Here is a 14433-nt window from a genome sequence, read left to right on the forward strand (position 1 = left end):
ATCTCTTAGTTCAATTAATTGAGGATTAGAAGGTAACTTAAGTATTCTCACACTTAAGTTACCTTCTTCTATAGTCTTAGCTACATTTAATGCTTCACTTACAGCTTCACTGTCTTTGGATAAAGAGAGTTGTATATTAGTAATATTAGAGTTTATTACATTAGCCATAGTTTTAAATTCATCTTTAGACCTTATAACTAAAGCTTTTGGTGCTTTGGCCTTATGATCTAAGAAGGAGAAAAATGCAACCAAATGACGCTCTATAGCCTTCAAAGGTTTAAGTTGATAGCGCATAGCAAAAAGCATAACCAAGCTACCTATGATAACTATCAAAACGCCAACTATCACAAGTAGCCATATAGAAAACATAAGAGTGCCTTGATACTCAGCTGGATCTGTGGTGATACATATCTTGTAATAGTTTGTAAGACTACAAAGCCCTAAAAATTCTTTACCTTGCCATTTAAAGTTGAAAGGATCGGAGCCAACTTTATAAAACCCTGCTTCTAATTCTTTGATTAGCTCCTTTGCTTTAGCATTTTCAAGGCCAATAAGACTTTTATCATTAGCATAGATCATATTAGCAGTATCAGGATTATAGATAAAAATCCTACTAAAATCTGAGATATTATAGTCATCTAGGCTTTTAGCCACAGAAGAAATAGGCATATCATGACCAACTATAGCTATAACTTTTCCATTCCTAACTACAGCTTTAGCAAAAGATATATTAAGAGCTCCATCATAGTCACGATAAAGATCTGTTTTTACAACATCTTTTGGATCTTTAAGTGCTCTTTTGTAGTACTGTCTTTCTTTTGGGTTGTACTCTTTTTCTTGCAAGATAGTTGTTTGCTTTCCATTTATAGCTACACCTATGCTTAAATCGCTCATTCTTAAAATCCAAGCATTATCAACTGCAGAAAAACGCACAACATTATCAAGATAAGTTTTTAGATCTTCATCATTAGCTATATCGCTAGCTGTAACATCTTCGCTTAACCTAGATAAGAACTCAGTTGTGACATTAGTCTGCTTATCAAAATACAAAGCAGCAGGACCTATCATCTCTTCCTTGCCACTATTTAAAAAGCTAAGTATGTTAGAGCGAAAGTTCACAACAGCAACCACCATATATATAATAACACCCACTATCAGTATGATAGAAGCCAGTAGCGAGACTTTAGCAGATAGACTTTTCATTATGAAACCCCTTTTATTTAATTAAATATTGAGTTTAGATATATTATCACTTATATCGCCCTTCCATATAGAAGAGATACAAGCTATCAAATCCATATCTTTTAGCAAGGCTATATTTGTTTGATTAATACCACCTATGACACAAACTGGCACTTTTAAAATCTCTTTTGCCTTAAAAGGTACTTCAAGTGAACAAGGTTTAGCTAGTGGCTTAGTGGGCGAGCTAAACATAGCCCCAAATGCCACATAATCTGCCCCTAAAGATTCCATCTTTTTAGCTAGCTCTAAACTATCATAGCAACTAACCCCTATGATGCCTTTATAAGCCTTTCTTAAAGCTTCAAACTCATCTGCTTTATAGTCATCTTTTCCAATATGTAAGCCATGAACTATATCTTTGCCTAAGCTTAAAGCAAGATCTACTCTATCATTAAGTATAAAAGTAGCCCCATACTTTTTACAAAGCTTGCTAAGCTCTATAACTAAGGCTTCTAAGTCAGAATCTAAACTTTCTTTATCCCTAAGCTGAAAGACATTTATGCCAGCTTTAAGTGCTACTTCAAGCATAAAAGGCAGCCTTTCTTTAGGAGTAAGCAAGGCATCACTTATGGCATAAAGCCCTTTTAGTGTTTTAGTCGTTTTAGATTCCATCTTTTAACTACAAACTATTAAGCACGTCTTTTGCGCTTTCATACTTTAGATTAAAAGCCTCACTGACGCCTTTATAAGTGCATTTCCCAGCTACAGTATTAACTCCTTCAAGTATGGCGTTATCACTAAGGGCTGCTTGTTTTGGCCCAAGATTTGCTATCTTTAGGCCATAGCTAAGTGTTGAGTTATTTAAGGCTACTGTTGCAGTTTTAGCTACAGCCCCTGGCATATTAGCCACGCAGTAATGTAAGATCCCATCTATCTCAAATATAGGGTCATCATGCGTTGTTGCCTTTGAAGTTTCAAAACAGCCCCCTTGATCTATAGCAACATCTACTATGATAGAGCCTTTTTTCATAAGCTTTAAATCTTCTCTTTTTAGAATCTTAGGTGCCTTAGCTCCAGGTATAAGCACTGCACCTATAACTACATCTGTATCTTTTATGGCGTGAAGGATATTTGCACGGGTGCTATAAAGTGTAGTTATCTTCATGTCAAAAAGTCTATCAACCTCAGCTAATCTTTCAGTGTTTATATCAAGTAAAGTTACTTCAGCACCTATACCAACAGCAATCTGTGCAGCGCCCAAACCAACTACTCCACCTCCAACTATAACTACTTTTCCTTTTGGAGTTCCAGGTACTCCACTTAACAAGGTTCCATTACCACCATAAGTTTTTTGTATAAACTTAGCTGCTTCTAGTACTGAAAGCCTGCCAGCTATAGCACTCATAGGTGCTAGGCACGGAAGTGCATTACCCACTTTTATAGTTTCATAAGCTATGGAAAATATCTTTTTTTGTAAAAGCATTTCAGTTAAAGGTTTATCAGCAGCTAAGTGTAAGTAGGTATATAAAGTCTGTCCTTCTTTAAAGTAGCCATATTCAGAATCTATAGGCTCTTTTACTTTTACTATCATGCTAGCTTTTTCAAAAAGTGTCTTTTTATCTACTATCTTAGCTCCAGCTTCTTCATAGTCTTTATCGCTAAAACCTATGGCACTTCCTGCGTCTTTTTCTATTAAGACTTCATGGCCAGCTTCTACATAAGCGTGCGCACTTGCTGGAGTAAGCCCTACTCTATACTCTCTTACTTTTATCTCTTTTGGACATCCAACTACTATCTTTTGCATACTTTTCCCTTCTGACGGTTTACTTTCATTTTACTTTCAAAATAAGTCTTTTATCGCAAAGATAAATCTGAGCGATATTATAGCTAGGATTGCATTTCTAACTTTTTAAACTAATATCAAAATGCATCCTTGCCTTGTATAAAGTTTACAACAAAGTTTTCTAAGTTACATCAAGGCATTTAGCTAAAATGTTTCCTTTTAGACCTATAAAAAAGCTAGCAAGTCTCCTATAAACTTATATATAGAATCTAAAACTAAGCTTCTTTGACCTCTTTAAAAGTGCAGCAGTGGGGAAGATTCTAAAATGCTTGACTTGCTATGCAAGTTGCGCCAAGCCTAAAAAATTAGCATCTTATAATCTTAAAAAGCTTTGAAGAAAATGTAACTTTTTGTAAACTTTTAAGGCCTTAGGAGGATTAGATAAGTAAAGATTAGAAACATTTTTATAAATCACAAAAGATAACTACCCTAAATAAAATTCTAAAGTGCATTTAAATGTAGGATAATTTCACTAAAAGCTATTAATATTTAAAGGCTTTTATTTGCTAGATATTTTTCTAGGTTACTTTTACATATATCTACCATGCAAAAACTTCCCATGCTTATGTTTTAGGGCTAAAGATAGGTTAGCTTTGCCTTTAACCTATCTTTTTAATCTTAAAGCTTTTTAAAACAAGTCTTTTATACCAAAGATAAATATAACTAGTATGATGATAGGGATTATAAACTTTACATAGTGATACCATATACTAACTACCCAGCCATATCTACCTTTTAAGCCACTTGCAAGTTCTTCTTTCGCAGTTTTTTTCATAACCCAACCTACAAAGATTGCACTTCCAAAAGCAGTGATGACAAAAAAGATATTCCCACTTATATAATCAAATGCATCAAAGATATTAAAACCTAAGATTCTAACACTAGCCCATGGCCCATAAGCCATGATGCAAGGGATGTTCCCAAGCACAAAAAGCACACTTAAAACTATAGTTGAAGATCGCTTTCTAGTCATCTTAAACTTCTCACACACAACAGTTACTAAGACTTCATAAAGAGTTATAGAAGTAGTAAGGGCAGCAACTATTAAAAGAAGGAAGAAAAATATCGCTATAACGCTTCCAAAATGCATATGTGAAAAAACTATAGGTAGTACTTCAAAAACTAACTTAGGACCAGAATCTGGGGCTAAACCAAAGCTAAAAAGCGAAGGAAAGATCATAAATCCTGCAAGCAAGGCAACTACAGTGTTTATGATGCCTGTTATAAGAGAAGTTTTTAGTAAGTTTTCACTCTTACTTAGATAGGATGAAAGAGTTATCATAACGCCAAAACCTAAAGATAGCGCAAAAAATACCTGTCCTAAAACAGCTATAAATAAAGCCGGTGTTATCTTGCTAAAGTCTGGTTTAAGATAAAACTTTATACCCTCCCCTGCCCCTGGCAAAGTTACATTTCTTATAACTATGGCAATTAGACAGATAAAAAGCAAAGGCATCAAAAACTTCATAGCCCTTTCAACCCCATCACTTAGCCCCTTAGCTAGTATAAACCAATTTATCAAGATAAATACAATAGTATAAAGGCTTATCATCCAAGGGGAGTGCTCTATATTTATATTATAAAAACTGTTAGTTAGCTCTTTTGTTATAGGGGCTGAGAGATTAAGCGCTCCTGTAAAAATGTTTACTATATAAGTTATAACCCAACCACCTAAGACCATGTAGTAACCTATGATTCCAAAGCAACCTATAAGACCTAATACACCTACTATCTTCCACCACTTAGAACCATAGCCATCATAAGCATCAAGTGAGTTTTTATGTGCGCGCCTTCCTATGACGTTTTCTACTAAAATCATAGGTATGCCAACTATAAGCATGGCTATGATAAAAGTTACAACATAGGCCCCTCCGCCATTTTGACCCACTAGATAGGGAAACCTCCAAGTAGCCCCAAAGCCAATAGTCGCTCCAGCTGTTGTTAAGATATAGGTTAAGCTACTAGACCAAACGTGTCTTTTTTGCATAATCACCCCTTTGAAAAGTTTTGCAGTATGGATTTAGTATATATATTTTTATAAGAAAGTTAAATGCTTTTTAAAAAGTTTACCTTTTGAAGCAGATAATGTTACTATTAAGTAACGTTAGGAAACCTTTTCTTTTAAGTTATCCTACAACATGGGTAGTATTACTTTTTTTTATAACCTTTGCAATCTGACATTGCAAAGGGTGTGTAAAACACCCTATGGCAAGTCTAGTGCCAGTTAAGCACTTAAGTTTTTATTACAGAATCTACTTTTAAAAAACCTTTATCCTTTAGCAAGAGGGGAGAGGGGGCGCTATATTGGACAAGGCGGTCCCCTTTTATCCCCTTAGTTTTTATTTTATAAAATATTGCCCCCTAGTCCCCTGCACGCTTGTTTTTGCTAAAACAAAAACGAAAGGCAAAAAGACTTAAATGCTTCATACTTTTTTAAATTGTGTGTTATTTGGCGAAGCGCTACTCGAGCCCGTTTCGTGGTGCAAAAAAATGGAAACAAGTAAGCAGAAATGCGAACGCCATTTTTTTGCTAGAAACGGAATTAGCGAGGCTCTCCCCTTGATTGCCGAAAAAGTACCTTTTTCGGGGCTAAGGGGAGCGGGGAGGGGTTAAACCCCTTTTTGGTTAGAAAAAAACACACAAATAATAAATAATATGAAAAAGAAAATGTTGAAATAAGGAGCTAGTCAACCTCGTAAGAAGAGTAATACTGACCATACTATATAATCATATTTACTAGGCTAAGTGAAATAATAAAGATTATAAGTAACTAAGTTTGTAATATACCTCTTAAAAGATATAGCAAGCCTTTTATTGTTTTAAAGAGATTCTAGAAATATATAAGAGTTTTCAATATTACCACGCTTTTAAGACTACGTTTTTCACTTTTTATATGTGATGATATAAACTAGAAGTTGTAATTAGCCCATTTAGTAGTTTAAGTATGAAAGATGGAATCTGTAAAGATTCCATAAACTTAAAAGTTTTTTAGCTTTCTAGATACTTAGTGTCTATCCTGCTATGTTTAAAGTCTGCATTATCCATCATCTTAATGTGAAAAGGAATGATAGTTTTTATACCTGTGATACTAAACTCTTTTAAACACCTTCTCATCCTTGCTATAGCACTTTGTCTATCTTTACCCCAAACTATAAGCTTTCCTATCATGGAATCATAAAACATAGGTACATCATAGCCTGCATAAACGTGAGTATCTAGTCTTACATTCATCCCACCTGGTGCTATAAAACCTTCAATTTTCCCAGGACTTGGGTAAAACTTCTCAGGGTCTTCAGCTGTTATCCTACACTCTATGCTATGGCCTTTAAGATTGATACTTTCTTGACTTGGAAGCTCTTCTCCTTCAGCTATACGTATCATCCACTCTACTAGATCAAGCCCACTTACCATCTCACTAACTGTATGTTCAACTTGAAGACGTGTGTTCATCTCCATAAAGTAAAAATCTTTATTATTAGAATCTAATAAAAACTCAAAAGTCCCCGCACCTACATAGTTTATGTACTTAGCGGCATTTACTGCAGTTTTTAGTAGCTTTTCTCTAACTTCTTCACTTAAAACTACAGCTGGAGTTTCTTCGATTAGCTTTTGTTGACGCCTTTGTAAAGAGCAGTCTCTTTCACCTACATGTATAACGTTACCATGCTTATCAGCCATGATTTGCACTTCTATGTGCTTAGGACGGTTTATAAACTTTTCCATATAAATTGAGCCATCGCCAAAGGCACTTAGTGCTTCAGATTCAGCAGCCAAGTAGAGGTTTTTAAGCAAGCTTTTATCTTCAACCACACGCATACCACGTCCACCACCACCAGCTGCTGCTTTGATGATAACTGGATAGCCTATCTTATCGGCTACTATTTGAGCTTCTTCGTAGTTTTTAAGCTTACCTTCACTTCCTTCTATAACAGGAACGCCTGCTTTTTTCATGCACTCTTTAGCTTTAGATTTATCGCTCATTAACTCCATAACTTCTTTGCTAGGACCTATAAACTCAACTCCATGATGAGAGCAAATCTCTACAAACTTTTGATTCTCACTTAAAAAACCATAACCTGGGAATATAGCATCAGCGTCAAATAAATCAACAGCACTCATAATCGCAGATATATTTAGATAACTCTCACTTGACTTTGCCCCACCAACACACACTTTAGCATCGGCTACATCAAGATAATGCAAGTTACTATCAGCACTTGAGTGTATGGCTATGGCTTGCTTACCCATCTCTTGTATGGTACGTATAGCACGTAAAGCTATCTCACCTCTATTAGCGATTAGGATTCTTTGGAGGTGTTTTTTTTCTACTTTAGGACGATTCTCATTATGTGCTTTTGTTTCATTCTTATCATTTATAGTTTTTTTACTCATACTTTCTCCACCATAACTAGCTTTGAGCCATACTCAACTGGCTGGGCATCATTAACTTCTATGCTTACTACCTTGCAGTCAAAGTCCGCCTCTATCTCATTCATAATCTTCATAGCTTCAACTATACCTATAACTGTCCCTTTTTTAATGATATCTCCTACACTTATGTAAGGATCAGCTCCAGGGCTTGGAGACTTGTAAAATGTACCAACCATAGGCGAAGTTATATAGTCCGCACTTACTGCTTTAACTTGTGGCATCTGAGAGACTTCAAGAGATGTTGGTGTAGTTAGTTTAGGTGCTTCAGTTTGTAATACAACTTCATTAGATACAGCACTGCTAGAAACTCTTGGAGCTTTATCTTTAGTGCCTTTTTGTAGTGTCAAAGAAAAGCCCTCATCTTTAATCTTTAGCGAGCTTGCTTCAGAGCTACTGAAAAGCTCCATGATTTCTTTTATGTCTTCTACATTCATAGTGGTTGTCCTTTTATGTTTTAGGATGATTATGTTTTGTGTTATGATAATAGCATATTTATAAAAGGGCGTGACAAGTGGGATTAAAAAGTGATGGCTGGATAAAACAAATGTGTAAAGACTTAGACATGATAACTCCTTTTGTAGAACAAACTTCAAAAGGAGTTATAAGCTATGGACTAAGCAGCTATGGCTATGATGTAAGAGTAGGAAGTGACTTTAAGGTCTTTACTAATCTAAACCATGCACTTATAGACCCTAAAGATTTCTCTCAAACCTCAGTTATTGACATAAAAGCAGAAAATGGCTACTGCATCATACCTCCTAACTCTTTTGCGCTAGCTAGCACTATAGAAGTTTTTAAAGTTCCTAGAGATGTGCTTTGTATATGTCTAGGAAAAAGCACTTATGCAAGATGTGGAATCATAGTTAATGTAACTCCTTTTGAACCAGAGTTTGTAGGTAATATAACCATAGAGATAAGTAATACAACACCTTGTCCAGCTAAGATTTATGCTAACGAAGGTATAGCTCAAGTACTCTTTTTTCAAGGGGATGAAGTATGCCTTCAAAGCTATAAAGATAAACTTGGCAAGTATCAAAATCAAAGTGGCATAACACTACCAAAGATCATCAAAAAAAGTTAGTATAAAAAATCTTATGGATTTGTTGTAAGTTTATATAGTAGTGAGTTATAAGTTTTTTTAATCTCTAATAACTTTAAGGCTAAACTAAATAGGAAAGCTTAAGCTAGGGGCTAAAGCCCCTACTATCTTATAAAAAACGTTATAAACTAGAATCTAGATTCTATGCTCTAGCTTTTTTAACCGCTTCTATCATATTTACAAGGCTTGGTTTTACCTCTTCCCATTTTCTAGTTTTTAGACCACAGTCTGGGTTTATCCAAAGTTGCTCTTTTGGCAAGACTTCAAGTAGGGCTAAGATTTGCTTATACATCTCATCCACACTTGGAATCCTAGGGCTATGTATATCATAAACTCCTGGACCTACTTCGTTTGCATAGCCACTAGATTTAAAGATTTTTAAAAGTTCATTACCACTTCTAGCTGTTTCTATACTTATAACATCAGCATCCATCGCCTCTATAGTTTTTATGATGTCATTAAACTCGCTATAGCACATATGAGTGTGGATTTGTGTTTCAAGTCTTGCAACTGAAGTTGATATCTTAAAGCACTCTAACGCCCAAGTTTCATACTCTTTTATATTCTCAGCTCTCAAAGGATAGCCTTCTTTAAAGGCTGCTTCATCAACTTGTATGATTTTAATGCCTGCTTTTTGTAAGTCATCTATCTCATCTGCTATACATAAAGAAAGCTGCTTACACACGCTTTTACGCGCTAAATCATCTCTCACAAAGCTCCAGTTTAGTATAGTCACAGGTCCAGTTAACATACCTTTTACTATCTTTTTGCTTAGGCTTTGAGCAAACTTTGCCCACTCAACCGTCATAGCTTTAGGACGACTTACATCGCCATAGATTATAGGAGGCTTAACGCATCTGCTTCCATAGCTTTGAACCCAGCCATTTTGTGAAAACACAAAGCCTTTCATCTGCTCACCAAAGTACTCTACCATGTCATTTCTTTCAGGCTCACCATGGACTAATACATCAAGTCCTATGTCTTCTTGAAACTTAACACAGTCTTTTATGTAGTCTTTTAAGCCTGTTTCATAAGTTATAGAATCAATTTGTCCTTTTTTGTAATCAAGTCTAAGTTTTCTAAGCTCAGGAGTTTGAGGGAAGCTTCCTATAGTAGTAGTTGCTAGATCAGGATAACCAAGCTCTTTTCTTTGAATCTTAATCCTTTCTTTAAAAGTGCCTTCTCTTTCTTTAACTTTTAAAGATGCTAGTCTTTCTTGCACTGCCTTATCATGGATCTTACTAGAGTTTCTTCTATCTAGGTTAAGCGCCCTATTTTGCTCTAAGGCTTTAAGTATCTTTTTATCGCTACTATCTCTAAAGGCTTCTTCTAATAGTTTTAGCTCATCAATTTTTTCTCTTGCAAAGCTTAGCCAGCTTAAGATCTCTTTATCCATCTTAACTTCTTGCTCCTTGCTAAAAGGCACGTGTAAAAGGCTGCAGCTTGTACTTAAAGTGATATTACCTTTAGGAACTATAGAAGAGATGTGTTTTAGCAACTTTAGTTTAGTATCTATGTCTGCTGCCCAAATATTTCTTCCATCTATAACGCCAGCATAAAGCCTTTTGCCACTTTTGGCAATCGCCTCTAAAGATTCTAAGTTTTTAGGCCCATAAAGAAAGTCTAAGCCTAGCCCTTCTATCTTAGTATCTACTAGGATAGAAGTTGCTTCAGTGCTATGTTCAAAGTAAGTAGTTACTATAGCTTTTACGCCAAGATCTGCTATCTCATCATAAACTTCTTTTATATGCACATAAAGATCACTTTTGCCTTTTACAAATATAGGCTCATTAAACTCTATAACTACTTTGGAATCTAGTTTTGCTAGCTCGCTTACAAGCTTAATATAGGCTTTTTTTACATTTTCATAAACACAAGTACAACCTTCTATCTTAGAAAGTCCTATAAAAGTAAAAAGCCCTATTAAACTAATCTTAGGCTTATAGCCTAAACTTAAAGCTTCTTTATACTCAGCTGCTATCTTGCTAATATCTACTTTATAAGAATCTTTGCTGCTTAGCTCAGGTACTACGTAGTGATAGTTAGTGTTAAACCACTTAGTCATCTCACAAGCTGTAGCATCTTTAGTACCTCTAGCCATGCCAAAGTAAAGATCTAGTCCATCTAGCCCTTTAAAGCGCTCTGGCACAGCACCTAGCATATAGGCAAGATCTAACATGTTGTCATATAAACTAAAGTCATTAACACTTACGTAATCTAAGTTTTTTTGATAGTTCCAGTGTTTTGCTCTTAGCTCTTTTGCAACACTTAATAATTCTTCTTTTGTACTCTTGCTAGCCCAGTAAGATTCTAGGGCTTTTTTTAGCTCTCTATTTTCGCCGATTCGTGGAAAACCTACTATTATCATTATATGTGCATCCTTAATTTTAGATTACATATTTTAACATTTACATATTGTGTTTGTCAATTATGGCAGGATTAAAGTTAAACTCTTTTTATGCAAGCTTTTAGTTTTATCATATAAAGCAAGCATCAAAAATATGTACTAAGTACTTTTTGCCGATCAAAGCCTACTAAAACTAGTATATTTTAAGCTCTTTTATAAAGTAACATTAAAGGGTAAAAGTGGGTGGGGTAAAATAAGAGAGATTATTAAAAACTTTAAAAGCTAGGCTTTATGTAGCTAAGCCTAGCTTTTAGACTTAGTTAACCTTCCATAGCTCTTTAACTTTTTCATGATCTTTTAAAGGCTTAGAATCTTTTAGGTGGCTTAAGGCTGTATCTAAGTCTATAATATGAGTTTGTTCTATCTCTAGTATGGATTTATCTAGCTCAGTTGGTTTAAAGTTAGATTTTGTAAATGACTTGATATTTTTAGAACGAAGCACAGTTTTTATCTTAAAAAGTAGGCGTGCAAGCGGTGGCAAGTAGTGGTAGATATAACCTCTTAGTCCACCTTCTACCCTTTTAAGCCTACAAACATCAAAACCTATCCTAATAAAAACTCTTAGCTTACTCCATAGTTTAGGAAAGCGATGGCCTAAGTGGTAAGCAAGAAAGTCAAAACTATCTATAGCTATACTTTGCCTAGTTCCTATCTTTTTAAACTCTTCTTTTATCCCTTTAAGTTTAAAGTACTCATGCAAGGTTTTAGATAACTTTAAGATTTCTAAAGGATCTTTAGTTTTTTCTACTTTTATAAACTTTTTATACATTACTATTCTTGCATAGTAGTAGACACTTTTTAAAAGCTTAAGCTCTAAGTCTCTATCTTTATAGTCTTTTTCATCTTCTACCATAGCTTTCATCCTTGCTTGATTGATGATGCTAACTAAAGCTATAAGTCCCATAGAGTAGTAGTATCTATAAAATCTCACATCAAAGTAGTTTTTATAAGCAGTAGTTAAAAACGCAAGGTGAGGTATCTTAGTCATAAGCTCTGAAGAAGTAGCAGCGTAAGTTACAGTAGAGTTTGGTCTAAGTCTATAGACATAGCAGCAGTACTCACTTAGTGCTACATGCCTAGCATCCATCATCATGCACATGCTAAAAAGCTGATCTTCATACTCTAGACCATCTATAAATCTAAGATTACTCTTATTTAACAAGTCTGTTCTTATAGGGCCAAGCACTAGCATGCTTACGATGTCATTTATATCTAAAAAAGTAGAAAGTACTTCTCTTCCATCCACATTAAAGTGTCTATGATCTCTAAAAAACTTATGTAGATAAAAATCAGAGTAAGCGCCATGCCCCTTATCTGGCTTTATACCCCCATAAAACTCATACCTACAAGAGTTCCATACAAACTCTGTTCTTACATCTCGCCTTAAAAGCTTTACGCTATGTTCTAACATATCTATGTGTATATAGTCATCTGGATCTACAAACTGCACAAACTGATTAGGTGGAAGTTTTGAAACTAGCTCTCTAGCTATCCTATCTTCATCTATAACTACATGTTGGGGTGAGATGATAGTTATCTTATCTTTTAAGCTTTGACTTAGAGATGTATCATAGTTTTCAGAATCAAATGTCAAAAGATTAGGATAAGTTTTATAAAAGTCCTTAAAGCCTCCTTCCATCTTAAGATGGTTTGCAAAGATAGAAAGAGGAGGCTTGCTAAAAAGCTCTAAAGTGCTTTTAGAAAACTTTGGCTTTCTTGCATTAGGTGCTAGATAGGAGTTAAGGCTAAGAGTTGCATTAGCCCTGGTGTTATAGCCTTTGTAATCAAAGTCTGGCTTTAAGTTCTTAGAATCTTTACTCATAGAATCTATATAGTTTCTTAAAAGGGAGTTTTTAACTAGCTCTATACCCATATTTCTAGCAGTGCTTTGACCACCATTAATCTTTTGTACTACAAAAACTCTTTTATCAACCTCAGCAAACTTTAAAGCTATATCTATACAACTATCATTACTGCCATCATCTACTACTATAACTTCAAGATTCTTATAACTTTGAGTTAGAAGGCTTATTAAGCATTCGCTTAAATAGTGCTCTACTCTAAAAACTGGGACTATTATAGAAATGAGTGGAGTAAAACTAGCATCCACTTTACTTACTTGTTTCAACAAACTACCTTTATGATAAAAATTTTCATTCTGCTTATATTAACCGTTTTTTTTTTTTTTTTGAATATCTTCATAGCCAAAAATTGACATTTTAAGGTTAGATGTATGCTGCTTTGGCTATAAACCTTTAACTCTACAATACTATAAATATAAAACCTAGATGATATTTTTCTAAAGCAAGAGATAAGAATGTATTTTAAACCCTAAATGCCATTAAGTTAGCATTTAAGAGATTAAAAGCTTAAAGATTTTTAAGCTTTTAAATTTATATAGACTAATGTCTAATTTTAAGATTATTTACCCATAAACTTTGGTTTAGGTTGCATGTGTATATAAGTTGCTACATCTAAGGCTTCTTGCTCAGTTAAAGTTGCATTACCTTTAGGCATGTTAAGTTTTATAAACTTAGCTAACTTATCAAGGTGCTGCATACCTGCTCCTGAGTTATAAGCATCTTTACCCCAAAGTGCTGGGTAGATAAAGTAGTTACCACTTTTCTTATCTGGGTTCCTTGTACCTTCTCCATTTATACCATGGCAAGCTGCGCATTTATCAGCAAAGATTAGTTTACCTTTTTTTGCATCGCCTGGCTTGCTAACATCTACTTTTGTCTGACTGTAATCAGTTAGCACAGTAGTTCCAACTGGTACTCCTTTACTTAAAAAGTACAAGTAAGCTACCATAGCCTTCATCTCTTTACTTTCTACAGGTAGTGGTTTACCGTTTTCACTTCTAACCATACAAGCATTAATTCTATCTTCTATATTTAAGATTCCAGGTCCTCTATAGTTGCTTTCTGGATAGTGAGCAAAAGCTCCTACTAAACTAAGTGTATTTTTAGAAGCTCCTCCTAGTCCATGACAGCTTGCACAAGAAAGTTTACTTTTTGCCATGCCTTTGCCTTCACCATGTGCTCCATCGCCTATAGTTCCATAAGTCTCATTAAATATCTTTTGGCCATACTTCAAGCCCTCTTTATAAGCTCCATCTGGAATCTTAGAAAAGTCTATATTGCCATCTTTATCCATATTAGGCGGTAGTCTCCACTCCATAGTATCACCATGGGCTTTTACCTTAGTCATAATCTTTCCATCATTTTCTTTTTTATCACCATTATGCATACCACTAGCAAAAGCAACAGTAGTACTAAGCATAAGTGCCGCAACACTTGAAGCCACTATAGTAGTTAATAATTTTTTCTTCATAATCTTCCTTTTAATATTTAATATGAAAATATTTTTCATAATAGCATTTTTTATTTTAAAAGATTAGAAACTTAGAGTTTTATAGAAAGGGATTAAAAAGAGGATGTTTAAGATTTAAGCTAAGTTATAAAGAAGGGC

Annotated in this window: 10 protein-coding genes; 1 reads left to right on the forward strand and 9 read right to left on the reverse strand. The window is 34.7% G+C overall.

Annotated elements, in window-relative coordinates; all coding sequences use genetic code 11:
* The 6 genes from BKH43_RS05970 to accB form a co-directional block, all read right to left on the reverse strand.
* Positions 1-1203, reverse strand: a 1203-nt coding sequence (locus BKH43_RS05970; RefSeq protein WP_143429041.1) for a cache domain-containing protein, incomplete at its 3' end; no start/stop codon positions are given.
* A 21-nt stretch (positions 1204-1224) separates the two neighbouring features.
* Complete coding sequence (locus BKH43_RS05975; RefSeq protein ID WP_095229618.1) at positions 1225-1854, reverse strand: thiamine phosphate synthase; 630 nt, start codon at positions 1852-1854, stop codon at positions 1225-1227.
* 7 nt (positions 1855-1861) lie between these two features.
* A complete protein-coding gene (ald, locus tag BKH43_RS05980) occupies positions 1862-2986 on the reverse strand; it encodes an alanine dehydrogenase (RefSeq protein WP_253248062.1) in 1125 nt (374 codons plus the stop codon).
* A gap of 667 nt (positions 2987-3653) precedes the next feature.
* The gene (locus tag BKH43_RS05985; RefSeq protein ID WP_095229620.1) at positions 3654-5012 is read right to left on the reverse strand and encodes a sodium-dependent transporter; all 1359 of its coding nucleotides are present in this window, start codon (positions 5010-5012) and stop codon (positions 3654-3656) included.
* 1001 nt (positions 5013-6013) lie between these two features.
* Positions 6014-7417, reverse strand: a complete 1404-nt coding sequence (locus BKH43_RS05995) for an acetyl-CoA carboxylase biotin carboxylase subunit (protein WP_095229624.1) — start codon at positions 7415-7417, stop codon at positions 6014-6016.
* Positions 7414-7890, reverse strand: coding sequence for an acetyl-CoA carboxylase biotin carboxyl carrier protein (gene accB / locus BKH43_RS06000; protein WP_095229626.1), 477 nt, complete (start codon positions 7888-7890; stop codon positions 7414-7416). The genes BKH43_RS05995 and accB overlap by 4 nt, the downstream gene beginning before the upstream one ends.
* Before the next feature lie 77 nt (positions 7891-7967).
* On the opposite strand from accB, the gene dcd reads away from it, so the two are divergent.
* Positions 7968-8537, forward strand: a complete 570-nt coding sequence (gene dcd / locus BKH43_RS06005; RefSeq protein ID WP_095229628.1) for a dCTP deaminase — start codon at positions 7968-7970, stop codon at positions 8535-8537.
* Between the two features lie 160 nt (positions 8538-8697).
* Here dcd and metE read toward each other — a convergent pair whose 3' ends face one another.
* From metE to BKH43_RS06020, 3 genes are all read right to left on the reverse strand, one after another.
* Entirely contained in the window at positions 8698-10926 is a 2229-nt protein-coding gene (metE, locus tag BKH43_RS06010; protein WP_095229630.1) for a 5-methyltetrahydropteroyltriglutamate--homocysteine S-methyltransferase, read from the reverse strand.
* Positions 10927-11218: 292 nt separating this feature from the next.
* Entirely contained in the window at positions 11219-13090 is a 1872-nt protein-coding gene (locus tag BKH43_RS06015) for a glycosyltransferase family A protein (RefSeq protein ID WP_172402332.1), read from the reverse strand.
* A gap of 293 nt (positions 13091-13383) precedes the next feature.
* Complete coding sequence (locus BKH43_RS06020) at positions 13384-14295, reverse strand: c-type cytochrome (protein WP_172402333.1); 912 nt, start codon at positions 14293-14295, stop codon at positions 13384-13386.
* Positions 14296-14433: the final 138 nt, after the last annotated feature.

The organism is Helicobacter sp. 13S00401-1 (assembly GCF_002272925.1).
Lineage (GTDB): Bacteria > Campylobacterota > Campylobacteria > Campylobacterales > Helicobacteraceae > Helicobacter_I.

Bases quoted from the DNA above. Each gene is read 5' to 3' on its own strand.
- BKH43_RS05975 (WP_095229618.1), bottom strand. From the start codon at position 1,854: ATGGAATCTAAAACGACTAAAACACTAAAAGGGCTTTATGCCATAAGT.
- ald (WP_253248062.1), bottom strand. From the start codon at position 2,986: ATGCAAAAGATAGTAGTTGGATGTCCAAAAGAGATAAAAGTAAGAGAG.
- BKH43_RS05985 (WP_095229620.1), bottom strand. From the start codon at position 5,012: ATGCAAAAAAGACACGTTTGGTCTAGTAGCTTAACCTATATCTTAACA.
- BKH43_RS05995 (WP_095229624.1), bottom strand. From the start codon at position 7,417: ATGAGTAAAAAAACTATAAATGATAAGAATGAAACAAAAGCACATAAT.
- accB (WP_095229626.1), bottom strand. From the start codon at position 7,890: ATGAATGTAGAAGACATAAAAGAAATCATGGAGCTTTTCAGTAGCTCT.
- BKH43_RS06020 (WP_172402333.1), bottom strand. From the start codon at position 14,295: ATGAAGAAAAAATTATTAACTACTATAGTGGCTTCAAGTGTTGCGGCA.